The sequence below is a fragment of the Paenibacillus nicotianae genome (assembly GCF_042681745.1).
GTDB lineage: Bacteria > Bacillota > Bacilli > Paenibacillales > Paenibacillaceae > Saccharibacillus > Saccharibacillus nicotianae.
The window spans coordinates 587,802-611,205 of sequence record NZ_JBHUGF010000010.1; the positions used below are offsets into that span (position 1 = coordinate 587,802).

The 23,404-nt window shown below is 37.4% G+C and carries 21 protein-coding genes; 13 read left to right on the top strand and 8 right to left on the bottom strand.

What is annotated here, in order from left to right; genetic code table 11:
- The first annotated feature begins 195 nt into the window (after positions 1-195).
- From ACFSGI_RS06755 to ACFSGI_RS06765, 3 genes are all read left to right on the top strand, one after another.
- Positions 196-564, top strand: coding sequence for a winged helix-turn-helix transcriptional regulator (locus ACFSGI_RS06755; protein ID WP_204824932.1), 369 nt, complete (start codon positions 196-198; stop codon positions 562-564).
- A 228-nt stretch (positions 565-792) separates the two neighbouring features.
- A complete protein-coding gene (locus tag ACFSGI_RS06760) occupies positions 793-1,437 on the top strand; it encodes an SDR family oxidoreductase (protein WP_204823393.1) in 645 nt (214 codons plus the stop codon).
- A gap of 181 nt (positions 1,438-1,618) precedes the next feature.
- Positions 1,619-3,625, top strand: coding sequence for a hypothetical protein (locus ACFSGI_RS06765; RefSeq protein WP_204823394.1), 2,007 nt, complete (start codon positions 1,619-1,621; stop codon positions 3,623-3,625).
- Between the two features lie 90 nt (positions 3,626-3,715).
- On the opposite strand, the gene ACFSGI_RS06770 is transcribed toward ACFSGI_RS06765, so the two are convergent.
- The 3 genes from ACFSGI_RS06770 to ACFSGI_RS06780 form a co-directional block, all read right to left on the bottom strand.
- Positions 3,716-3,892 (bottom strand): DUF2188 domain-containing protein, encoded by a 177-nt coding sequence (locus ACFSGI_RS06770; RefSeq protein ID WP_204823395.1) that lies wholly within the window; start codon positions 3,890-3,892, stop codon positions 3,716-3,718.
- 190 nt (positions 3,893-4,082) lie between these two features.
- Positions 4,083-5,048 carry a peptide-methionine (S)-S-oxide reductase MsrA gene (gene msrA, locus ACFSGI_RS06775; RefSeq protein WP_204823396.1) on the bottom strand — a complete coding sequence of 322 codons (966 nt, stop codon included), beginning with the start codon at positions 5,046-5,048 and terminating at the stop codon, positions 4,083-4,085.
- Between the two features lie 245 nt (positions 5,049-5,293).
- On the bottom strand, positions 5,294-5,695 hold the full coding sequence (locus ACFSGI_RS06780; protein ID WP_204823397.1) for a LysM peptidoglycan-binding domain-containing protein: 402 nt from the start codon (positions 5,693-5,695) through the stop codon (positions 5,294-5,296).
- 348 nt (positions 5,696-6,043) lie between these two features.
- Here ACFSGI_RS06780 and ACFSGI_RS06785 point away from each other — a divergent pair, with 348 nt between their 5' ends.
- The 3 genes from ACFSGI_RS06785 (at position 6,044) to ACFSGI_RS06795 (ending at position 7,900) form a co-directional block, all read left to right on the top strand.
- Complete coding sequence (locus ACFSGI_RS06785) at positions 6,044-7,006, top strand: Gfo/Idh/MocA family protein (protein WP_379282767.1); 963 nt, start codon at positions 6,044-6,046, stop codon at positions 7,004-7,006.
- Between the two features lie 34 nt (positions 7,007-7,040).
- On the top strand, positions 7,041-7,415 hold the full coding sequence (locus ACFSGI_RS06790) for a hypothetical protein (RefSeq protein ID WP_204823399.1): 375 nt from the start codon (positions 7,041-7,043) through the stop codon (positions 7,413-7,415).
- Between the two features lie 224 nt (positions 7,416-7,639).
- Positions 7,640-7,900, top strand: a complete 261-nt coding sequence (locus ACFSGI_RS06795; protein ID WP_273612973.1) for an AbrB/MazE/SpoVT family DNA-binding domain-containing protein — start codon at positions 7,640-7,642, stop codon at positions 7,898-7,900.
- A gap of 95 nt (positions 7,901-7,995) precedes the next feature.
- On the opposite strand, the gene ACFSGI_RS06800 is transcribed toward ACFSGI_RS06795, so the two are convergent.
- From ACFSGI_RS06800 to ACFSGI_RS06815, 4 genes are all read right to left on the bottom strand, one after another.
- Positions 7,996-9,993 (bottom strand): sucrose-specific PTS transporter subunit IIBC, encoded by a 1,998-nt coding sequence (locus tag ACFSGI_RS06800; RefSeq protein WP_204823400.1) that lies wholly within the window; start codon positions 9,991-9,993, stop codon positions 7,996-7,998.
- Between the two features lie 2 nt (positions 9,994-9,995).
- The gene (locus ACFSGI_RS06805; protein ID WP_204823401.1) at positions 9,996-11,486 is read right to left on the bottom strand and encodes a glycoside hydrolase family 32 protein; all 1,491 of its coding nucleotides are present in this window, start codon (positions 11,484-11,486) and stop codon (positions 9,996-9,998) included.
- 104 nt (positions 11,487-11,590) lie between these two features.
- Entirely contained in the window at positions 11,591-12,571 is a 981-nt protein-coding gene (locus ACFSGI_RS06810) for a LacI family DNA-binding transcriptional regulator (protein ID WP_204823402.1), read from the bottom strand.
- Between the two features lie 210 nt (positions 12,572-12,781).
- The gene (locus ACFSGI_RS06815; RefSeq protein WP_204823403.1) at positions 12,782-13,606 is read right to left on the bottom strand and encodes an AraC family transcriptional regulator; all 825 of its coding nucleotides are present in this window, start codon (positions 13,604-13,606) and stop codon (positions 12,782-12,784) included.
- A gap of 292 nt (positions 13,607-13,898) precedes the next feature.
- Here ACFSGI_RS06815 and ACFSGI_RS06820 point away from each other — a divergent pair, with 292 nt between their 5' ends.
- From ACFSGI_RS06820 to ACFSGI_RS06845, 6 genes are all read left to right on the top strand, one after another.
- Positions 13,899-14,978 (top strand): Gfo/Idh/MocA family protein, encoded by a 1,080-nt coding sequence (locus tag ACFSGI_RS06820; protein ID WP_204823404.1) that lies wholly within the window; start codon positions 13,899-13,901, stop codon positions 14,976-14,978.
- A 49-nt stretch (positions 14,979-15,027) separates the two neighbouring features.
- Positions 15,028-15,795, top strand: a complete 768-nt coding sequence (locus ACFSGI_RS06825) for a sugar phosphate isomerase/epimerase family protein (RefSeq protein WP_204823405.1) — start codon at positions 15,028-15,030, stop codon at positions 15,793-15,795.
- Between the two features lie 234 nt (positions 15,796-16,029).
- A complete protein-coding gene (locus ACFSGI_RS06830; protein WP_204823406.1) occupies positions 16,030-16,998 on the top strand; it encodes a sugar phosphate isomerase/epimerase family protein in 969 nt (322 codons plus the stop codon).
- Positions 16,999-17,018: 20 nt separating this feature from the next.
- Complete coding sequence (locus ACFSGI_RS06835; RefSeq protein ID WP_204823407.1) at positions 17,019-17,750, top strand: ThuA domain-containing protein; 732 nt, start codon at positions 17,019-17,021, stop codon at positions 17,748-17,750.
- 183 nt (positions 17,751-17,933) lie between these two features.
- Positions 17,934-18,623, top strand: coding sequence for a uracil-DNA glycosylase (locus ACFSGI_RS06840; RefSeq protein ID WP_204823408.1), 690 nt, complete (start codon positions 17,934-17,936; stop codon positions 18,621-18,623).
- 179 nt (positions 18,624-18,802) lie between these two features.
- A complete protein-coding gene (locus ACFSGI_RS06845; protein ID WP_273612963.1) occupies positions 18,803-19,120 on the top strand; it encodes a winged helix-turn-helix transcriptional regulator in 318 nt (105 codons plus the stop codon).
- 112 nt (positions 19,121-19,232) lie between these two features.
- Here ACFSGI_RS06845 and ACFSGI_RS06850 read toward each other — a convergent pair whose 3' ends face one another.
- Positions 19,233-19,955: a Crp/Fnr family transcriptional regulator gene (locus ACFSGI_RS06850; protein ID WP_204823409.1), complete on the bottom strand. Its 723-nt coding sequence runs from the start codon at positions 19,953-19,955 to the stop codon at positions 19,233-19,235.
- 332 nt (positions 19,956-20,287) lie between these two features.
- Here ACFSGI_RS06850 and adhE point away from each other — a divergent pair, with 332 nt between their 5' ends.
- Entirely contained in the window at positions 20,288-22,900 is a 2,613-nt protein-coding gene (gene adhE, locus ACFSGI_RS06855; RefSeq protein ID WP_204823410.1) for a bifunctional acetaldehyde-CoA/alcohol dehydrogenase, read from the top strand.
- Positions 22,901-23,404 lie beyond the last annotated feature (504 nt).

Below are 23,404 nucleotides of genomic sequence, written 5' to 3' on the forward strand. Positions count from 1 at the left end.
AGCACAGTTAGACATCATCGACGTATTGCTAGTATAAAGTAAAAGGTGCTCTTTATGTAAGTACGCACTTTTTATTTACATAGTGTCTAAAAGTATACTGTGAACCTTTTTTTAGTTATAATAAAGATCATATAAAAAAAGTACATTCGTATGAAAAATAATACTTTAGCATATGTTATTAGCCGAATTGGAGGAATCTCAATCATGCGTGAACGTATATTTAATTGTGAAAAGGAATTAACCTTATCTGTAATCGGTGGCAAATGGAAAATGTTGATTTTGTGGCATCTAGGTAAAAGTGGAACCAAACGATTCGGTGAACTCAAAGCTCTGATCCCTGGTATTACGCAACGGATGTTAGTCAGCCAATTGCGTGAGCTGGAAGAAGACCTGATCGTGCATCGTGAAGTATACCCCGTTGTTCCGCCAAAAGTAGAATATTCATTAACCGAAATGGGCGAAACTTTAATGCCTATTTTGGATGCGATGTATAATTGGGGCAAACATTATATGGATGTGGCTGCGATCGAACCTGTAGAGATCAAACCAGCTTCGTGGAATTAATCGGTGGTATAAATAACGAATAGATTTTAAAAGATAAGCGAGCATACATGTGTAGAAATCTACAATGTACGTTCGCTTTTTTGTCGATATTGCTTGCTGATTATCTATAGAAATAAACTTCTGTCAGGATAATTTGAGTGAATTTTGAGTGAATATAGAATAATTAATGATCAATTGGGGTATACATAGTAAAGACCGAATCTTTTTTGCCTATAGGAGGACACTAAAATGAATATCGCAATTATTGGAGCTAATGGACAGATTGGTAAAATCTTAACTACTCAATTAGCAGCAAATCAACATAAAGTCAGTGCCGTTATCCGCAAACCGGAGCAAGCGGAAGCATTAGAAAAAGTAGGTGCTCAAGCGGTACTTGCAGACTTGGAAGGATCAGTAGAAGATCTAACGAAAGTGCTTCAAGGAGCAGATGCAGTTGTATTTGCAGCAGGTTCTGGTGGTAGCACAGGTGCAGACAAAACGTTATTGATTGATCTAGATGGAGCAGTCAAAAGTATGGAAGCTGCTGAAAAAGCAGGCATTTCACGCTTTGTTCTAGTGAGCGCATTGTATGCAGAAGATCGCACACAATGGCCAGACGATATGAAAACCTATTATGTCGCTAAACATTATGCTGACAAAATGCTAGAAGCCAGCTCACTCGATTATACGATTATCCGTCCGGGTGGATTGTTGAATGATAGTGGTACAGGTAAAGTGAAATTGGTTGAACATTTAGGAGAAAAGGGCAGTATTCCACGCGAAGATGTGGCTTCAGTTGTTGCGGCAATTTTAGATCAATCCAGTACGTATCGTCGTTCGTTCGACCTTGTCTCTGGTGATGATGGTATTGAACAAGCCATTCAGTCTGTCTAAAGACATAATCGGTATTCAATAAGTATTGAAGCTATTTATAAGTGAATCAATAAAAGGCACAGACGATTGATGAGTCTGTGCCTTTTTTGTATATATTTATATTCATAGCATGTTTGTCGATAATAATAGTGAGTATACTTATAGATTACATATATTAAAAAGTAGCAGAGGAGTACGAATGATGAACGAATTTTTAATACATTATGGATATACTATTTTATTATGGATTGTAGGAATTATAATTTTTACACCGGGTTTAATTATTATTTTTACAGGGATTATCAAGTTATATGAGCAATCTAGATTTGTTTACATACATAATATTCATACTATGATCGATGTTCAAAATAATAATCTTATAGATGAAGTTGAAGAATTATTACAAAAATCTAATCGTTTACTAAAAAATAAAAGTGGAATTACTCAAAAAGATATTTTACTAATAGAAAGTAGTTTAAAAGGAACACTTGATCAGTTAGAAGATATTGAAGATGATATTCAGTTACACTGGACCTCTTTTTTCGGTGGATTATCAGAACGAATAGAAGAATTAAAAGAAGATTTACAAAAACAAAAAACGATTCAAGAACAAATTGATTTAGATCGTGTCAAAATAGATAAATTATTAGAAGTAGAGCAATATCTGCAAGAGTATTATATTCATTGGGAACATTCTTTTAATAGATTGGAGCAACATATTTATAGCTTTACTATTGAATTAGGTTCAAGTTTATCCAAATGGTCTAAGCAACAAGAACAAATTAAAGATTTGCTTAACAAAAGTAAACAATATGAGTATTCAGATACTATTCAATCCTTTAATCTTTTAAAAGAAGCAGAAAAAAAAGTGAATATTCTGAACCAACAATATGAACAAATAAAAGTATATTATGAATATGAAATGCAGTTTGAAGAAAAAATTCAAACTTTACGTTTTGAGATTAATCATTCTGTGCACATGCATTCACTATTAACAGGTGAGATTGATCCGTATCAGTGGCTAAACCAAAGTACTAGAACGCTAGAATCGTTTCATCATGCTGTTCGTCAGGGTGATCTGTTACAAGCACAATCTTTATATAATCAATTAGAAAGCTTTATAACGAAATCGATTGCTATGATAGAAGATAGAATAGCTCTTCAAGAAAACGTTCAAGAGCAGTATAGAAAAGCACATGAACAGTTGCAACTTCTAAATAGTATTGAATTAGAATTAACAGTAATATGGTCTCTAGCGCGCCAAGAATGGAAATACTCTGTCTGGAAAAATACATTTCAAAAATTTGAAAAAACATGTCTAGTATTGCATACGATTGAACAAGACTTAGAAAAAATTGAACGGTATATTCATAAAGATATTCAAAAATATATAGAAGCTAACAAACACCTTAACCAGTTAGAATCGAAGTTAACCTCTATTGAACAGGAACTAAACGCTAATCAGGAACAACTACAAGTGTGGCAACAATTACAACAACAGCTTCCTGAGAAAGTAAAGCAAGCTGAACACAAATTAAAACATAGTTATGCTAAAGCTGAACAAGAAGCCATCAAGTGGGATAGGAATGTAGTACTGGATGAAGAGTATCAATTTATACAGAAACAATATGATAAAGTTCAGTATCTTTTTTCAGAATCGCCAAAAGATTTGAATCTATTGCAAAAACAATGTACAACCTATATTGAAGCTATTGAAAAATGGGTTGGTACAATTGATAAATTGATTGATTATCGTGATGATGCTGTACCACTCAGATTAAGATTGCAAAATGATTTTAATCTTCATTATCGAACAGTAAAGTGGTATCTGCCTATGGGAGCAAGCAAACATTACAAGAGTTCTTTTAACAAATATATAAATGATTATGAAGTTATGACAGTCAATGGAGAGTATGAATCAGCATTTGCATCATTGCAAAATATAAAAGGAATTATCGCAGAACTACAATTATCTTATGATCAAACTATGGCACAACAACAAGCACTTAAAAAAGCAAAATCCGAAGAACGTCATCGTGTACGTCAAGCAAAAAATCAAAAGAATAATGCTAAAGTAGTCAATCATTATCATAGTCACTCTTCTGGAGGGATTACTTTATTCGGTTCCAGTTCTTCCTCATCCCAATCTAAATCTAATATTGGATATAAAGAGGATGACAGTTGGGAAGAAGATAATGATGATGAATAATAGCAACATAGATATAACACAATGTCTTTGAGGTAAAGTTACTCATAAAAAAACAGTTGAACACAATGTTCAACTGTTTTTGTTATAAGACTATTTTTCAGGATGATCTTTGTCCCATTCTTCTGCTTTAGCAGTCGCAATCGCGATGGCTCGACCTTCTTCATAGCCTTCATCCAGTAAAGCATTAGCAATTTCAATCGCTTTATGTCGTACACGAGTATCTAAATTTTTCATAGATGGGGGATAATCTCCGTTAGTCCAAGGCATAATAAACACTCCTTATCAGTAAAATAGAATAGAATACAGTTAACACAATACATTCAATGGAATAAAAAAAATACATAAGCAACATGGTATGTATTTCATTTACCCGTCTATCTTTAGACGAAACGATATAGAGACAGAATAAAAGGCTCTCACCTTAGCGGTAAGAGCCTTTATTAATCAATCTAGAGTATTATGCTTCTTGGAACATAGCTTTGTACTCGCTGTATCCTTCAGCTTCTAAATCTTCTTTAGGAACAAAGCGTAGAGCAGCCGAGTTAATGCAGTAACGCAATCCATTTGGGCCCGGGCCATCATCGAACAAGTGACCTAAATGAGAGTCTGCTTCACGACTACGTACTTCCGTACGAACCATAAAGTGGCTCAAATCCATATTTTCTTTCACTTGATAATCTCGAATAGGACGGGTAAAACTTGGCCATCCGCAACCGGAATCGTATTTATCGAGTGAGCTGAATAACGGCTCTCCAGATACAATATCTACATAGATTCCTTCACCATGATGATCCCAGAACTCATTTTTAAAAGCAGGTTCTGTTCCATTTTTTTGAGTAACATGGTATTGGATTTCAGATAGTTTGTTTTTTAGATCACTTTTATCTAGCTTAGTAGCCCAGTGTTCGTTGATAAAAGCATCTCTGCCGGAACCTTTACGATAGCGTTTGTAATGACCTGTATTTTTTTTGTGGTAATCTTGATGATATTCTTCTGCTTCGTAAAAAGTCTGAGCAGGCTCAATTGGTGTCACAATCGGTTTGTCAAAGCGTCCGCTAGCAGCTACTTCTTGTTTGGAGATTTCTGCTAATTCACGTTGCTCATCAGTATGATAATAGATCGTTGTGCGGTAAGAAGAACCACGATCATAGAACTGTCCACCAGCATCGGTAGGATCTATTTGTTGCCAGTATAATTCTAGCAATTTAGTATAAGGGAAAATGGATGGATCATATACGATCTGTACCGCTTCCGCATGTCCTGTCGTTTCTGTACATACTTCTTTGTATGTTGGATTCTCAGTATGTCCACCTGTATATCCGGAGCGAATACTGATGATGCCTGGTAGTTCTTCAAAAGGGGATACCATGCACCAGAAACATCCGCCTGCAAAAGTAGCCTTTTCATATTGTGAGTTGCTCATTTATCGTTCACTCCATTTCTTTGAATAAATAATTAAAATGTAAATAATACATAATATATCTTACACTATATAAAACCCAAAAAAACAGTGTATTCAAACATTAGATACGTATAAACTGTTCATTTGGATGACATCTATTTATAAATAAAGGGAGAAAAAACCGCTGACATGTAGCCATGTAAGCGGTTAGTGGTTATATTTTAATCGTTATCAAGTATTCATTTGGCCGATCAGATGGATCAATCTTATTTTTGTGGAATAGTCAATTGGTATCCAGCAGGTAAAAGATTGTTAGCAGCAATCAATTCATCTACAGTTACACCGTATTGAGCAGCAATTTCAGTTAGGCTAGCACCTTGTGGAACAACAACAGTTGTAGTATTTGTAGTTGGTGTTACGGCTGGAGTTGTTTCTTGAGCTGGTGTTGTTTTAGCTGTTCCAAACATCGCTTCTACTTGTTGAGATACTGCTGTTTGGTAAGCTAAGTTATCTGCACGTTGTTCTGCTTTATCTTTTGCTTTTTGGTGATTGCTTGTATCCGCAGCAGCTGATACTTGACTTGCTCCCATCGGTGCAACAAGAGCAACAGCTCCCAAGCTAGTAGCTAAAGCAGTAGACAATAAGACTTTTTTAAATGTTGAGTTCATGATATTTTCTCCTCTGTAATTACATAATTTTTTATAACTTACTTTCATTTAGTAACTTTATGATATAAATATACCACCATGATTCGACAATTGCAATAGATGATGTGTATTTTCTTGATATTATTTTTAAAATTGTGGTTCTGTCATGTTGTATACTCTTATTATAAGCTTTGCAATTAAATTCACATGAACGATAGCTTAAAACCATATGAAATTTCAAAATAAATACAAAAAAGATAAAATATCGAAATCTCTTTTGTTTTTTTGATGTTGCTTCTTTTAATATTACTTCTATAGTAGAAATAGTGGTAAGACTGATATATATTTGTGATCAAAGGAGATTAGATGATGACAGAACACGAGAATAGAAATATAACACGCAAACGGATTGCTTTGATCGGTATAGGCGATATTGCTCGTAAAGTGTATTTGCCATTACTAATTAATCGTGTAGATATAGAAGTAGTGGGAATTATCAGTCATTCTGAGCAGACGGTGCGTCAGACGATGGATACTTTTCGACTAACAAAAGGAAGTACCCGAATTGAAGATATCCAAGCGTGGGAACTGGATGCTGTATTTGTACATAGCCCAACTGCTACACATTATGATATTGTAATGAAATGTCTGCATTTTGGATTACCTGTATATGTAGATAAGCCTTTATCTTATGAAATAGAAGAAGCCCGCCAGATGACTTCAATAGCGGAACAAAAAGATTTGTTACTTGCGGTTGGATTTAATCGTCGTTTTGCTCCATTATATATGAACGCCTATGCGTGGCTAGCTGAAGCAGGTGGATTTGAATTATGCGAAGTAGTCAAACATCGCACCCGCTTACAAAGTGTACCTGCGAAAGAAACAGTCTATGATGATCTGATCCACATGTTGGATTTATTAATGTGGTTGGGTAATGACACATATACAGTCATGGCGCATCAGCTTCGTCAACAAGGGAATGGCAACGGGCCAATGCTACATGCTTCTGGAATGCTTTCATTAGGCAATGGACGCTACGGGAGCTACACGATGGCACGCAGTGCAGGGATTGATATGGAGAGATTGATTTTGCATGGTGGCGGACGTTCTGCTGAAGTGATGAATATGGATAGTGCTTATTTATATGAAAAAGATATGTTACCACAGCAGCAACAATTTGGTAGCTGGGAGACGATATGGGAACGGCGCGGATTTATGGGAGTAGTTGATCATTTTCTAGATCGTTTATCAACACCAGAACAATGCAGTATACGCGCCGATCTCGTATTGGAATCACATATTTTGGCAGATCGATTAACATCTGATCTATAAAAAGAAATAGTTAACCTGGAAAGGATGCAATACGATGGATGATTATGATTACGACAATCTAACAAGCAAAGAACAACAGAAATTACGAGAAGAGCAAATTGTACAAAGTTATCGTCAGGATGAAGATATGATGATTCTAGTATTTGCGCAGTGGTGTGTAAATCGCGGATTTGATGCCAAAGACTTGTACCAGACCGCTTATCCAGATCAAGTGGATAATCCACGTTTACAACAAGGAATTAATTTGACAGTCCCCAAAGAAGAAGCAGGCGATATTCCTGATGATACGTTATTTGGTGTATTGTCGATGTACGGAAATGAAGATCTGGCTCTGGTCATTAGCGAAGCGATAGATACAAGAGCCACTACAGAACGTCGATTGGCTTCACAAGAGAGCGAAGAAGAGTAGAATAACCATGTATACAAAGCTTTTGTTATTTCCTGAAAAATAAAGGAAATGGCAGAAGCTTTTATTTATTTTTTGCAAATTTGAAAATTTTAACTTGGCATATTACACTGAATATGATTTAATAATAACTATTACGATTTGAAAAAAATGTAGAAAATTGTAGAATGATATATAATAGTGTCATATAGGGGTTATACTAATATATATATTGGAGGAGAAATAACATGATGAAAGCAACTGGTATTGTAAGAAAAGTAGACGAATTGGGACGGGTTGTTATTCCAATTGAATTGCGTCGCGTTATGAATATTGATGTAAAAGATGGTTTGGAGATTTTTGTCGATAGCGACCGTATCATTTTGAAAAAATATGAGCCTTCTTGCATTTTTACAGGCGATTCAGAAGACCTTATCTATTTCAAAGGTAAAATGATCAGCCGTAGTGCTATAGAAGAATTGATGGAAGCTTACCGTACTCAACGTTAAGATTCTATAGTATTCTAAAATATTCATGTAAATGATAGAAACCTGAGGTTATACAGCATAAAGTTGCTGTGTACACTCAGGTTTCTTTGTGATCATTAAGACGAGATAGTATAAGTGACTTGCATAATATGATGTTGATTGGCTTGAACTTGCTGTGGTTCAACAGGTTGAATAAGCTGAATATGTTCAATACCATCCGGTACAATAACAGGGGTGATTACAGATAGATTAGAAGATTGGATCATAGCAATATCAAATTCAATCAATAATTGTCCTGCTTGAATAGAATCACCTGATTTCACATGTAAAGTAAAACCTTGTCCTTTCAAAGATACTGTATCTAATCCAATATGAATCAATAATTGTACACCGCTAGCATGTTCAAGAATAATAGCATGTTTACTTTTGTCCATCACATGCGCTACCGTTCCATCGAAAGGAGCATACAATTTACCTTCGCTTGGTTCAATTGCTATGCCTTCGCCCATATGTTTACCGGAAAAAGCAGGATCAGGAACCTGTTCTAACTGAACCAGTGTTCCGCTTATTGGAGCTACAATATCCAATATAGCTGTATGAGTATTAGTAGAGCTAGAAGATGCAGACGTGCTGTTATAGATAGAAGAAGCTGAGATTGATTCAGTAGAAGAACTTGATGACTGTGTATCAACAATCGAATCAGTAGCGACTGAATCTGGAGCTGGGCTAACTACTTTATCTTTGTATCCAAACAACCATGTAAGCGTAAATGCTATAGCGATCGCGACAACGTTACATAAGATATACAGTGGAAGTTGACTATTCAAGTAAAGCAACGTTCCTGGAATAACTGTAATTGCCATACCTGATCCTGCTAAATGGAACAAAGAAGCCATAAAACCACCGATACCGCCACCGATTAATCCCATAATAAATGGCTTCATATAACGTAAGTTTACTCCAAAAATAGCGGGTTCTGTAATACCTAGAAAAGCAGATAAAGAAGAAGGCAGCGCTAATGCTTTGAGCTTATTGTCTTTCGTTTTGAGACCTACGGCTAGACAAGCGCCACCTTGAGCTGCCATAGCACAGGTGATAATAGCATTAAACGGATTGACACCTGTTCTTTCTAACAATTGAATTTCCAAAAAGTTGAAAATATGATGAACACCAGTTACGACAATAATTTGATGCAAAGAACCGATTAATAGTCCTGCAATACCATAAGGCATATTCAATACATAAATCGTAGCATTGAGTACCACCGATTCCAGTGAGTGGAAAATAGGCCCAATTGCAAACAATCCAAGTGTAATCATAATCAGTAATGTTAAAAATGGCGTTAAGATAAGATCAATCGCTTCAGGAATCCGCTTACGTAATGCTTTTTCTAACTTGGCTCCAATCAGACCGATAACAAATGCCGGCAATACAGAACCTTGATAACCAACAACAGGAATAAATCCAAACATCGTTAACGGATGAGCAGACCCATCAGCGACCGAATAAGCATTAGGCAGAGCAGGATTGACGAGCATCAGACCGAGTACTATCCCTAACACAGGACTTCCTCCGAATACTCTAAAAGCAGACCATGCTACAAGTGCTGGTAAAAAAGCGAATGCAGTATCTGTTAATACTTGTGTAAATAGAAGAAAGTTAGCTGGAATATGATCAGGTGTCATTCCGAAAAGAGCCAGAATCTGAGGTTGTGTTAACAAACCTCGCAATCCCATAAATAAACCTGTAGCTACAAGAACAGGAATAATAGGAACAAATACATCACCAAATGTACGAATCGAACGTTGAAAAAAGTTCCCTGCATTTTTACTCTGACTTTTGATATCGTCTTTGGAAGTACTTTCTACGCCTAACTTTTCAAACTCTTCAAAAATACGATTAACAGTACCGGTACCAAATATAATCTGATACTGACCTGAATTGAAAAAGGCACCTTTGACTTTATCTATATTTTCGGTACGTTCCTGATTGATTAGCTCTTTGTTATGTACCATAATTCGCAAGCGAGTAGCACAATGAGCAAAAGAAGCGATATTATCTTTACCTCCGACAGCTTCGATAACCTGTTGAGCAATTTTTTGATTTTCAGACATGATTATTGTTCCTCCTTATCGATCAAATCCCATTGTGTAACATCAAAGCATGCGCTTCCATCTTCTGCAAATAAAGCTACTCCTGTACTACCAGGTTGGGGGAAGATGCGAGCTGTTAACACTTTACGACCATCATTGGCGAAAATTTCAATCGAAGAAGTATCTATAAATAGATGTAATGTTAATAAGCCTTCTTCCAGCGATAAGTTACAACTTCGCGTGGTTCCATAATCAAGCGCTAGAGGTTGACCGGATAATGAGCGATCTAGAGTTAACTTCTCTAATTCAGGTTGATAATACAGAACTGTTTTTTCGTTAGTGCCTACTCGTAACTCCAAGCCTATTTTGGTAGCTTGAATATCACTGATCTGAACAAGCATTTCATAATGCACACCTTGCATCGATGACAACGGATCATGTTGGTTATCAACAGTATGATTCAGATGATAATGTTGCCCGCGTAGCTGACTAAGCTCTTGAACAGGACGTTGTCGTAGTTCACCTTGTTCAATCGTTAATTCACGAGGCAATGTGAGACAGTGTGCCCATCCTTGTTGATCTGTAGGATAATCAATCTCTGGCATACCTAACCAACCGACCAACAATCTACGCCCGTCTGGTGCAAGGGTCGTCTGTGGAGCATAGAAGTCGAATCCATGATCTAATTCGTAAAAGTCTCCATGATCAAATTCCCATGTATTCACATCTACAGGGTCACCAATCAAGTAACCGGACTGATAAATATTTTGAAACGAATCTTCTATCGGTTCTATTCCTTGCGGTGAAAATAACAATACGCCTTGCTGATCCAGTTCAAAGTAATCTGGACATTCCCACATATAACCAAATGAAGGGAGTGACGTCTGTAATTCTCCTTGAAATGCCCATGTCTGTAGATCAGGTGAACGATAAATAACAACACATCCACTATAATCGATTCGCTGAGCACCAATCACACAATAGTAATAGTCTCCATCTTTCCAGACTTTCGGATCACGAAAATGATCGCTATATCCATCTGGCACATGTTCGATCACAGGAGGTAACTTGGTAATTTGACCTTCTGTATTCATTACAGCCATACATTGAAATGGATAACGCTTCCAATCTTTGTTACGCGTATTACCGGTATACATCAGATAAAGAAGATGATCTTTTTCTATAGCGCTTCCAGAATAGGCTCCATGAGAATCATATCTGGTATCAGGAGCAATACCGATTCCTTGATTATGCCAATGAACCAGATCTGTAGAGGAAGTGTGATACCAGTATTTGATACCATGTTGTGTCCCTAGTGGAAACCATTGATAGAACAAATGATATTCTCCGTTAAAAAAACAAAATCCATTCGGATCATTAAGTAATCCAGCTTCAGGTTGAATATGGAAAGTCTGACGCCAGGGGCTTGTATCGGCTAATAACTTCAATGCTTCCCATTCTCCAACATCAGCCTGATCTAACGTACGATACAACTGTGTTCGACTCATTTTCATAAAGTATTCTCCATCATTATTGATATATTCTTTTTACGGAACCGGTTCCAAATTGAATTAAAAAAATACACCGGAACCGGTTCCAATGTATTATAAGTCGGTATTTAACGATTGTCAACGCTTTCTCGGACAATAAGTTCGCAGTTTGAAATGGTTGTTTTTGCAACAGTTTGTCCATGAATAAGCTGTATAAGATTAGTAGCCGCCAATTGTCCGGCTTCTTTGTAGTGAAATTTGACGGTTGTCAAAGCAGGATGCATAATCTCTGTAATATCGTAGTCACCGAACCCTGTGATCGATAGTGTAGTAGGAATATCAATCTGTCTCGAAAGAGCTGCTTTGAATACACCAATCGCTATATTATCAGTCGCAGCAACAACAATCGAAGGGGTCCATTGATCTAGTAAATGATGGGCAGCAACCACCGCTTGATCCATCCGAAAGCCTGATTCATAGTAACGAATATCATGATCTGTCGTGTCTGCAAAGGCTTGCTGGAAACCTAGTTTACGCTGAATACCAACAGCATCATCTTGCTCGGTAACTCCTAGATAAGCGATTTGTCGATGCCCTTTCGATAATACATATTTGCCCAAAAGATAACCAGCTTGACGATCATCATGAATCACACTATGTAACAAAGCATCATCTTGACCAATAAGTACAACAGGGATCTTGCATTGAGCAATAGCTTGACGATGTTCATCAGTAATTTTGATCGCCATAAATAGCAACCCTGAAATCTTTTGACGGGAAAATTCATAGATCGCTTCGATCTCGCGAGCCGTTTCTTGATTGGCATTCGCAAGTAACATCTGATACTGTTCCTGGCGCAACGTATCATCAATGCCTATTAACATTTGAGATACAGCAAATGAATCCAGTCGCGGTACAATAATTCCGATAATACTTGTTTTTTTCGCTTTCAAACTGCGTGCAAATGTATTAGGTACATAGTTATATTGTTTAATAATGCGTTCGATTTTTTCTTTAGTCTCATCACTGACCGAGCCGCCATTGAGATAGCGTGATACTGTACTTTTGGCAACACCGGCAGCTTGAGCAATATCGATAATTGTTTTCATAGCTGTAAGCTCCTTATAGAAATCAAAAATGATAGATTAAGTGATACAAAAATAATAGCAAAAGTGATTAAAAAATCGATTCTGTGTATTCTGTTTATTATACATGAAAAAAGAGAGATTCTTTAGATCAAAGACTCTCTCTACAAATAGATAATTCGTACGTCAAACCCATAAAATAGTTACCTAGTCGATACTATCTAAGTGATATGTTTAAGTGATATGCTCACGCTTGGAAATCCGAAATTCTTTGGGTGACATGCCAAAGCGAGAACGAAATACCCGGTGGAAATACGTATAATTTGCAAATCCAGAAGATTCGGCAACTTCTTCCAGTGGCATTGGACTGAATACAATTCGCTCCTGTGCCATATTCAGACGAACATCCAGCGCATATTGCATAATCGTTGTATCAAATGCTTCTTTGAACAAATGAACAGCACGAGAAACGCTAATACCGACATACATAGCTACATCATCCAATTTAAAAGCAGTAGATGCATTTTCTTCGATATAATTTTTGATTTGATAAGCTAAATATGTTTTTGGACCACTGCTAGGTTGTTCGGACAAATAACGATCGATCGATAAGCATAGAATTTTCATATAATAAGACAAAATCTCAGGATAAGGATCATCGATCCGTCTTTTTTCCATCGAAATCTGACGTAATAAATCAACGATATTATCGCTAAGCGGAATTTTTATTTTAGCAGGTCGTTCAGTGCGATTCCACCATGTATCTGCCCATTCGCCACCGAAAAAGATATGATAGTCGCCACTTTCTACCATAGGTAAGCCTGCCGCATTAGGCGTATAATCAATTTTTAGCTCATACGGTTCATCAGGTGCATACAAATGTAGATCACCTACTTCGACTTCATCCATTCCTCCTTTGTAACGGAGCAAACAGTTTCCTTCTGTTTGAAAACGGAATAAGTAACTTTTGACACCTTCGGGCTCATTCATATAAAAAGGCTTTCGATGAAACGAATAACCTGCGGTATAAACTTTACAAATTTCTCCACTTAATTCCATTAAAAAGCCTCTTTTCAGCAACAAATTTAAAATTTGACCAAATAGTTCATGTTTTAATCATATTATTCATTTTAATTGAAACCAAATAGTAATACTATTGTAACGAGCTTACAAAACATCAAGATTACATCATTAACAAAGTGGACAATGGTATGTATAAGTCCGTCATACATAAAGGGTTTATCATAGCATTGACAGATTGTCGTTATGCAGGGCAATCCTAGATATACTTATAACCAGAGGAAAAGCTTTTCTGCACCTAGAAAAACAGACGCCCAAAGGAGGATCACCTGTGGAACGAATGAAAGCTGGCTTAATCGGATGCGGTAACATCAGTGAAATTTATTTGGAAAATCTACAATCAAGTCCAGTTGTTGAAGTAGTAGCATGCGCAGATATGGTGATTGAGAAGGCTCAAGCAAGGGCTTCACAATTTAACATTGCAAACGCATTCACACCGGATGAATTATTTCAACAGGAAGATATTGAATTAATTATCAACCTGACCATTCCTGCGGCACATGCTTCGGTCAATTTGGCGGCACTTGCAGCAGGCAAACATGTCTATGCTGAAAAGCCATTTGCAGTATCGCTCGAAGATGGTCAACGTACCCTTTTACGAGCCAAAGAAGTAGGTCGCCGCGTAGGCAGTGCACCTGATACTTTTCTAGGCTCGGGCATAGAAACAGCGCGCAAAGCGATCGACGATGGATTGATCGGTCGACCGATTGCAGCTTCTGCTTTTATGATGAGTGGTGGGCCTGAATCCTGGCATCCTGATCCTGAATTTTTCTATGCTCCAGGTGGAGGACCAATGTTCGATATGGGACCTTATTATTTGACAGCACTAACAAGCCTGCTAGGATCAATGACTCGAATTAGTTCGTCAGCAGGAATACAGATTCCTGATCGTCATGTTCATAGCGGTCCCAAAGAAGGTACGCCATTACGTGTACAGACACCTACACATCTGTCAGGAACGATCGATTTCGAAAACAGTGCAATCGTTACCATGATCACCAGTTTTGATATTAAAGGAGGCTCTCAATTGCCTCGGATGGAAATCTACGGTACAGAAGGTACTTTAGAAATTCCTGATCCTAACTTTTTTGATGGTGATGTTCGTTTGAGACGTGCAGGTTCAGAAGAGTTTGAGATTGTACCTCCTGTATTTGAAGGAACTCGTAATGAACGTGGTAAAGGTCTCAATGAAATGGTAACAGCTATTCGCAACAATCAACCTCACCGCGCTAGTGGTGAACTGGCATACCATGTACTTGAAGCGATGCATGCATTCCAACGTTCTTCATTAGAAGGCAAGCATGTAATTATCAAAAGTCGCGCAGGATACAGACAAGGTAACAGCTATTAAATATCATAATCCTATACAACTATCATAAATTGTGGGAGTGAATGGAGCAATGGTTAAAGTTGGACTGCAATTATACACAGTACGAGACGATTTAGAAAAAGATTTTGAAGGTACAATTGCTAAAGTAGCATCGCTCGGATATCAAGGCGTTGAATTTGCCGGATTTTACGGACGCACTGCTAGTCAAATTAACGAATTACTCAAAAAACACAACCTTGAAGTTGTGGGTTCTCATACTCAATATACAGAACTATTACAAGATGCACAGTCTTTAATCGATTATAACAAAGAAATAGGCAATCGTTATATTATTGTACCATTCTTGTCTGAAGAGCAACGTAGCAACTGGCCAGATGTTTTCGCTAATCTGCGTAAGCTTGGAGAATTATGCAATCAAAACGATGTTGTGTTGTTATATCACAATCATGAATTTGAATTTACTGAAAAAATAGGTGAACATACTGTATTTGACGCGATGTATACCGAAGTTCCTGCATCTTTATTGCAAGTTGAATTAGATAGTTGCTGGGTACAGTATGGTGGATATGACCCTATCGAATATATTCAAAAATACGCTGGACGTTTACCGATTGTTCACTGGAAAGATTTCAAACGCACCGATCAAGGAGCACAAACCGTTGAACTTGGTGAAGGTGAAGTTCCTGTTGCAGCTATTGCCGATGCTACTGAAAAAGCAGGAGCAGAATGGTTGGTAGTCGAGCAAGATTCATGCTTACAACCGCCTTTGCAAAGTATTGAGCAAAGTATAAACTGGGTGAAATCGTATGGTGCTAAAGGTGGAAAAGTAAGCGTGTAATCCAACTCTTACTGTTCAATCCTAATAATTGTACTAAAATGGATATAAATCGCAATTTAGGTGAACTTTATGACATGTTTCGACGTATTATTTAATAATAGAGCATTTCTACTTTTCTCAACTGTCTGATAGGACAAATACAGAATTCACAGTTCGCTCTATTGATTAGATTCAAGTGATAAGTTCACCAGGTTGCATTCATAAAATTAACGAATGAAGCTGGAGGATGGACAAATGAAATTAGGCATATTTATGGTATTGCTCAACAATATGAGCTTTGAAGAAGCATTGGATTATGTAGCTGAAAAAGGCGTTAAAATGGTAGAGCTTGGTTCAGGTGGTAATCCAGGTAATGTTCACTGTAAGCCTGATGAATTACTTGCAGATGAAGGTAAGCTTAGAGCATTCAAGCAAGCGATCGATTCTCGTGGATTAACGATTAGTGCATTAAGTTGTCATGGTAATCCTTTGCATCCGCAAAAAGCGATTGCTAAAGAATCCCATGAAGACTTTATCAAATCGGTTCAACTAGCACAGAAGTTAGATGTAGCGGTTGTTAATACATTCTCCGGTTGTCCGGGAGATAGCGATGATGCGAAATATCCGAACTGGCCGGTAGCACCGTGGCCGAATGATTTCCAGGATCTTATGAAATGGCAATGGGAAGAAAAAGTCATTCCATACTGGACAGAGAATGGTAAATTCGCTGCTGATCATAACGTAAAAGTTGGTTTGGAACTGCATGGTGGTTTCTCTGTTCATACACCGGGTACACTATTACGTCTGCGTGAAGCTGCTGGCGAAGTGATTGGAGCGAACCTTGATCCAAGTCATATGTGGTGGCAAGGTATCGATCCGGTACAAGCGATTAAAATTTTAGGAAAAAATAATGCAATTCATCACTTTCATGCTAAAGATACGCTGGTAGATACCGATAATGTTAATATGCACGGCGTAACTGATATGCAAGACTATACAAAAATGCAAGATCGTGCATGGCAGTTCCGTACAGTAGGCTTTGGTCATGATAACAAAACATGGGCTGATATTATCAGCACGTTACGTCTAGTTGGATACGATTATGTTGTAAGTATAGAGCACGAAGATGGTCTAATGTCTGTAAATGAAGGTTTCACAAAAGCTGTCCATAACTTGAAGCAGGTTTTGATTGAGGAAGAACTTGGTGAGATGTGGTGGGTCTAATATAGAGGAGGAAGTTTTTTATGATTAATGTAACGGTCTGGAATGAGTTTGTACATGAGAAAATCCGTGATGATGTCAAAGCAGTGTATCCTGATGGGATTCACACTGTTCTGGCAGATGGGCTATCGAAGGAAGGCTTTGCCTGCCGTACAGCTACACTCGATCAGCCGGAACATGGTTTGACAGAGTCTGTTTTGAACTCTACCGATGTAATGTTATGGTGGGGACATACAGCTCACGAATTAGTAGATGATGATATTGCAGAAGCGGTAGCAAGACGAGTCAATGAAGGCATGGGATTGATCGTTCTTCATTCCGGGCATTTCTCCAAACCATTCAAACAACTAATGGGAACCAGTTGTGATCTGAAATGGCGTGTAGCCGATGAGCAAGAAATTCTATGGTGTGTAAATCCTACGCATCCGATTGCTCAAGGTGTTAACCCTTCTATCACTTTGGATAAAGAAGAAATGTACGGTGAGTTTTTCGATATTCCGGCTCCTGATGAATTGGTATACTTGAGCAACTTTGAAGGCGGAGAAGTATTCCGTAGCGGTTGTACGTATCGTCGTGGACATGGTAAAGTATTTTACTTCCGTCCAGGTCATGAAACGTATCCAACGTATTACAATCAGGATATTATGCATATTATCTCTAATGCTGTACGCTGGGCTTATCCTGCAATCAATACACGTCCTGAATTCGGTCGCACAGAACCTACACGTGCACTCGGTAGTAAAGTAATGGTGTAATAGCCATACTGAACCAACTGAGTTCCAGACGTTATTAATCATAGAAAATAATTCTTTCAAAAGTGCGCGTGTATGGTTAATAGCCTACAGGCGTACTTTTTTTGGAGATTTGTCTAGCAGTTAGATAGCATTTATGTGTGTAAGCACTCTCCCATATAGGTTAGTGATAGAAAGGAGTGCATTATGTCTAAAGCACATATCGAATCACAGATTGGGAATGTTCCATTATCTCCAATACGAATTAGCGAATGTTTGGAACGAGTAGCCGGACATCGGTTAGAAGGATTTTTAGGTGGGTATGGTAAATTTCCGGGTGAGTTGATGATGGTAGGCGAAGCACCGGGAGCGAATGAGATTGAAAAAGGGATTCCTTTTTGTGGACAAGCAGGCAAAGTATTAGATGGTTACTTTGAGGCGTTGAATATCACAAGAAACGATCTATATATTACAAGTACTGTACGTAGTCGCCCGTACAAAGACAAAATGATTCAAAGTAAACAGGCAGCAGAACGATCCAGTCGATCCAATCGTACACCAACTTCTTATGAAGTATTTGCTTTTGCTCCTATTCTAGATACGGAGATTGAAACGGTACAACCTCAAATTATAATTACACTTGGTAATATTGCTTTGCAACGACTACTAGGTAAAGGATATCAAGTGTCTCATGTTCATGGTCAAGCACGTCGTAGTCATATTCAACAAGTCGATGCAGATCGTATGGATGAGGGATATCATTGGTCAGAACAGGAGTACTGGATTTTTCCTATGTATCATCCTGCGGCAGTATTGTATAATAGATCATTGACACCTATTATTGCAGAAGATCTAGTTGTCTTGCGAGAATTGATCGATTTAACGCTCCAATCATAAAATAATAATGAAAGATTGAGCATTAATCTGTAATTATGTAATGTTTTCGTTCTCTTTTCAGGCAAAATATGCTAAAATATATGTACTAACTAATCGTAAGTTAACATCATAATATGATGAAATACGAGCTTATGACTATCCGATCCCGTGTTTCGGAACAATTGAAGAGGTGAGAAAACATGGAGCAACATCAGTTGGGATTATGTCCCCGTTTTGAGACCGCGTTTTCATTTTTAGGAAAAAGATGGAACGGTCTAATTATTCAATCATTAATGAGTGGTCCTAAACGTTTTAAAGATATTTCTAATCTGATTCCGATGATGAGCGACAAAATGTTATCAGAACGGATGAAAGATTTAGAAAGCAGTGGAATTTTGATTCGTCAAGTATATCCAGAGACTCCTGTTCGTATCGAGTACGAGTTAACAGACAAAGGTCGTGCACTCAAGCCGGTGATGGAACAGATTCAGAACTGGGCAGAGCATTGGGTTGAATAGAATTTTATAAATCAATCAAAAAAAGCTTTCCGCTGTGAGTCATCTACGGAAAGCTTTTTTGGTATTTTTAGTTGTCTCAACAGGTAATTGCATAAGCAAACCTGATTATTCATTACACTCTGCATATTTCTTTAGGGCACATTTCGCAGTGGCATACTTCTTGTAATGCTTCAAGGTCATGGATAATGATCATACCATGTTCATATTCGATACTTTCTTTTTTACGGAGATCACTAAGCATCCGGTTAACACTTTCACGAGTAGCACCAATCATATTCGATAGATCAGTATGCGTAATTTTTTTGTTAATCAAAATAGAACCTTGATCATTATAATCTTCGCCATACGTATTGCTTAAACGAATCAATGTAGAGCAGAGAGCACCTGGTTTACCATATAACATCAAATCACGCACTTTAGTCTGAGTAAGACGGTGATGCGTGCCCATCCATTTCATAAAGTCGATAGCAAAGTCGCAATACTGGCAGATCATCAATTCTAATTCCTTATGTTCTATAACAGCAACTTCAGTATCTTCTATCGCTTCTGCTGTAAATCCAAGACGTGTACCAGAGAAAGGATCTGCTTGACCGATCATATCGCCTGCTTGATACATATATAGAATCAATTCTTTACCTTCATCAGTTGATTTGGTTAATTTGACCCGTCCACTTTTAATGAAATACAATTTATCTGACAAATCGCCTTCCCAGAATAAATGAGATCCTGCGGCAATACTACGTTCTGTAGAATGGTTAAGTAATCTTTCCTGATTAATTTCCGAAAAGCATGCTGTATTATGACGTGGTTGAGTTTCTTCTAAAGAATTGTTCATTATTGTTCGCCCCTTTTGTTTCAATTATACGTGAAATTAATCATAATGCATAACATTTTAGGAAAAAAATTGGAAATTAAATGATTAGTTAAATTGTACATTATATAGGAAAGATCGTGAACTCATTGATACATAAAAACAATTCATACTTTGTGATTAATTTCACTATTATCATACATCTTTTTATATTAAAATGCAAAAGGAAAAAATAAAATAAAACAAATTTAAAAAATAAAAATTGATTGTGAAAAATATCACATTATGATTTATGTCTCTATGCTATGATCGGTGTGTAGACAAAAGCGATACACATTCTGAGGAGGATGAGAGAAATGGCTGTTAAAAATGATGCTAGTCGTAACGTGGAATTGAGTGCACAGGAAGAAATTCAAAAGTTAATCGATAAAGCGAATAAAGCACATGCTGCATTTATGAATATGGATCAAGAACAAATTGATAATATTGTACAAGCAATGGCGTTAGCAGGCTTGGATCAACATATGTATCTTGCCAAAATCGCTGTTGAAGAAACAGGCAGAGGCGTATATGAAGATAAAATTATCAAAAACATGTTCGCTACTGAATATGTATACCATGGTATCAAAAATGAAAAAACAGTCGGTATTATTGAAGATAATGATTATGAAAGCTTCCAAAAAATTGCTGAACCTGTCGGAATCATCATGGGGATTACACCAGTAACCAACCCAACTTCGACTACCATGTTCAAATCTTTGATCTCAATCAAAACACGTAACCCAATCATTTTCGGCTTCCATCCCTCTGCACAGAATTGTAGTAAAGAAGCGGCTCGCATTTTACTTGAAGCTGCTGTCAAACATGGTGCACCTGCGGATTGTATCCAATGGATCGATGCTCCTTCTATGGACAAAACAAATGCATTAATGAATCATCCTGATGTAGCATTGATCTTAGCTACTGGTGGTGGCGCAATGGTCAAAGCAGCATATAGCTGTGGTAAACCTGCACTTGGCGTAGGTCCTGGTAACGTTCCTGCTTTTATAGAGAAAAGTGCTGACTTGCAACAAGCAGTTAATGACTTGATTCTTTCCAAATCGTTTGATAACGGTATGATCTGTGCTTCTGAACAAGCAGTAGTTATTGAAGAACTTGTTTATGAAAAAGTGAAAAAATTAATGATCGACAACGGTTGTTACTTTGTAACTAAAGAAGAAGCAGGCAAATTAACCAATGGTGCAATGAATGTAGATAAATGCGCAGTTAATCCTTCTATTGTAGGTCAATCTGCTGTTAAAATTGCTGAACTTTGTGGAATTACAGTCCCAGCTGATACCAAAATACTGGTAGCAGAATTGGAAGGTGTAGGTACTAAATTCCCACTATCTGCTGAAAAATTAAGCCCTGTACTGGCTTGCTATAAAGTAAAAAATGCGGATCAAGGGATTGAACGTGCTGCACAAATCGTAGAATTTGGTGGTATGGGTCACTCTTCAGCTATCCATTCTAATAATGATGAAGTTATTCAGAAGTTCTCTAATCGTCTACAAACTGGACGTATTATCGTGAACTCTCCTTCTACACATGGTGCAATTGGTGACATTTACAATACGAACTTACCATCTTTAACACTAGGTTGTGGATCTTATGGTCGTAACTCTACTTCTTCTAACGTAAGTGCTGTGAATCTGATTAATGTGAAAAGGGTGGCTCGTCGTACTGTGAATATGCAATGGTTCAAAATACCTTCTAAAGTTTATTTTGAAAAAGGCGCAACTCAATACCTTGCTAAAATGCCTGATATTAGTCGTGTAGTGATCGTAACAGATGCGATGATGGTACAACTTGGTTATGTAGAAAAAGTACAACATTACTTGCGTCAACGCCAGACTCCAGTTGTTGTTGAAGTGTTCTCTGATGTAGAACCAGATCCATCAACTGCTACAGTAGAACGTGGTCGTCAAATGATGGAACGTTTCCAACCGGACTGCATTATCGCTCTTGGCGGTGGATCTCCTATGGATGCTGCTAAAGGCATGTGGATGTTCTATGAATATCCTGATACTGAATTTGATAACCTAAAACAAAAATTCATGGATATCCGCAAACGGATTTACAAATACCCACATTTGGGACAAAAAGCACAATTTGTAGCGATCCCAACAACATCGGGTACAGGTTCTGAAGTAACATCGTTCGCTGTTATTACAGACAAAGAAAAAGGCAACACTAAATATCCTTTAGCAGATTATGAATTAACACCAGACGTAGCGATTATCGATCCTGAATTTGTATACTCTTTACCTCGCGTAGCTGTTGCTGATACAGGTATGGACGTATTGACTCATGCGATTGAAGCTTATGTATCTGTAATGGCAAGTGACTTTACCGATGGACTAGCGATCAAAGCGATTCAACTGGTATTCCAATATCTAGAACAGTCTGCTCTAACAGGCGACAAACTTGCTCGTGAAAAAATGCATAATGCTTCTACGATTGCAGGTATGGCATTTGCGAATGCATTCTTAGGAATTAACCATAGCTTGGCACATAAATGGGGTGGACAATACCATACAGCACATGGTCGTACCAATGCGATCCTGTTGCCACACGTTATCCGCTACAATGCGAAAAAACCAACTAAATTCGCAGCGTTCCCTAAATATTCTCACTTTATTGCTCACGAACGTTATGCTGAGATTGCTCGTATCTTGGGATTGCCAGCACGTACAACCGAAGAAGGCGTGAACAGCTTAATCAATGCCATTCGTGATATGAACCGTAAATTAGGTATCCCTGAAACATTTGAATCTTTGGGATTTGATGCCAAAGAATTTGAAGCTCGTGTAGACTACCTTGCAGATCGTGCATTTGAAGATCAATGTACAACAGCGAATCCTAAATTACCTTTAGTCACAGAACTAGCTGATGTATACCGCAACGCATTCTATGGTCGATTTGAATAAATAGACCTGTCCGACAAGTAAACTGATAGATTGAAAAAAGGATCACTCCACAAATGCTTTTATAGCAGAGTCGTTGGAGCTGATCCTTTTTTTCTTCTTCATCTATAAAAGAAATTATCTTAAATAAAGGGCAAGCAAATATAGGCAGGTTTGAAATTAAAAAGAACGATCTCCTATTTTGCTACTCTGGCAGAACAAGGAGAATCGTTTTTTTCATTCGTAGAGAGGAGTGATGCGATGTAAAAATGTTATTCTATCATTTGAAGATAGAATAATACAGAAATAGTGTGACTTTTATCGTTGTTAGAAGATGAATATTCCGATATGATGCTACAGTTATTTTGAGCAAAATGTTATGTATATTTTTGTATTAGTAGATTGATCTTACTGTATTTGTGTTGTAATGAAGTGCTTGTCGATGATGTAAAAGGGTTTCTGAATATCTGTAGTAGTTATTTTTGAAAACTGTTATAGATACAGAATGTGATAAAAATCATAATAAAA

Coding starts and splice junctions, on each gene's coding strand:
- ACFSGI_RS06760 (WP_204823393.1), top strand. CDS start 793: ATGAATATCGCAATTATTGGAGCTAATGGACAGATTGGTAAAATCTTA.
- ACFSGI_RS06765 (WP_204823394.1), top strand. CDS start 1,619: ATGAACGAATTTTTAATACATTATGGATATACTATTTTATTATGGATT.
- ACFSGI_RS06770 (WP_204823395.1), bottom strand. CDS start 3,892: ATGCCTTGGACTAACGGAGATTATCCCCCATCTATGAAAAATTTAGAT.
- msrA (WP_204823396.1), bottom strand. CDS start 5,048: ATGAGCAACTCACAATATGAAAAGGCTACTTTTGCAGGCGGATGTTTC.
- ACFSGI_RS06780 (WP_204823397.1), bottom strand. CDS start 5,695: ATGAACTCAACATTTAAAAAAGTCTTATTGTCTACTGCTTTAGCTACT.
- ACFSGI_RS06785 (WP_379282767.1), top strand. CDS start 6,044: ATGACAGAACACGAGAATAGAAATATAACACGCAAACGGATTGCTTTG.
- ACFSGI_RS06790 (WP_204823399.1), top strand. CDS start 7,041: ATGGATGATTATGATTACGACAATCTAACAAGCAAAGAACAACAGAAA.
- ACFSGI_RS06795 (WP_273612973.1), top strand. CDS start 7,640: ATGATGAAAGCAACTGGTATTGTAAGAAAAGTAGACGAATTGGGACGG.
- ACFSGI_RS06800 (WP_204823400.1), bottom strand. CDS start 9,993: ATGTCTGAAAATCAAAAAATTGCTCAACAGGTTATCGAAGCTGTCGGA.
- ACFSGI_RS06805 (WP_204823401.1), bottom strand. CDS start 11,486: ATGAAAATGAGTCGAACACAGTTGTATCGTACGTTAGATCAGGCTGAT.
- ACFSGI_RS06810 (WP_204823402.1), bottom strand. CDS start 12,571: ATGAAAACAATTATCGATATTGCTCAAGCTGCCGGTGTTGCCAAAAGT.
- ACFSGI_RS06815 (WP_204823403.1), bottom strand. CDS start 13,606: ATGGAATTAAGTGGAGAAATTTGTAAAGTTTATACCGCAGGTTATTCG.
- ACFSGI_RS06825 (WP_204823405.1), top strand. CDS start 15,028: ATGGTTAAAGTTGGACTGCAATTATACACAGTACGAGACGATTTAGAA.
- ACFSGI_RS06830 (WP_204823406.1), top strand. CDS start 16,030: ATGAAATTAGGCATATTTATGGTATTGCTCAACAATATGAGCTTTGAA.
- ACFSGI_RS06835 (WP_204823407.1), top strand. CDS start 17,019: ATGATTAATGTAACGGTCTGGAATGAGTTTGTACATGAGAAAATCCGT.
- ACFSGI_RS06840 (WP_204823408.1), top strand. CDS start 17,934: ATGTCTAAAGCACATATCGAATCACAGATTGGGAATGTTCCATTATCT.
- ACFSGI_RS06845 (WP_273612963.1), top strand. CDS start 18,803: ATGGAGCAACATCAGTTGGGATTATGTCCCCGTTTTGAGACCGCGTTT.
- ACFSGI_RS06850 (WP_204823409.1), bottom strand. CDS start 19,955: ATGAACAATTCTTTAGAAGAAACTCAACCACGTCATAATACAGCATGC.
- adhE (WP_204823410.1), top strand. CDS start 20,288: ATGGCTGTTAAAAATGATGCTAGTCGTAACGTGGAATTGAGTGCACAG.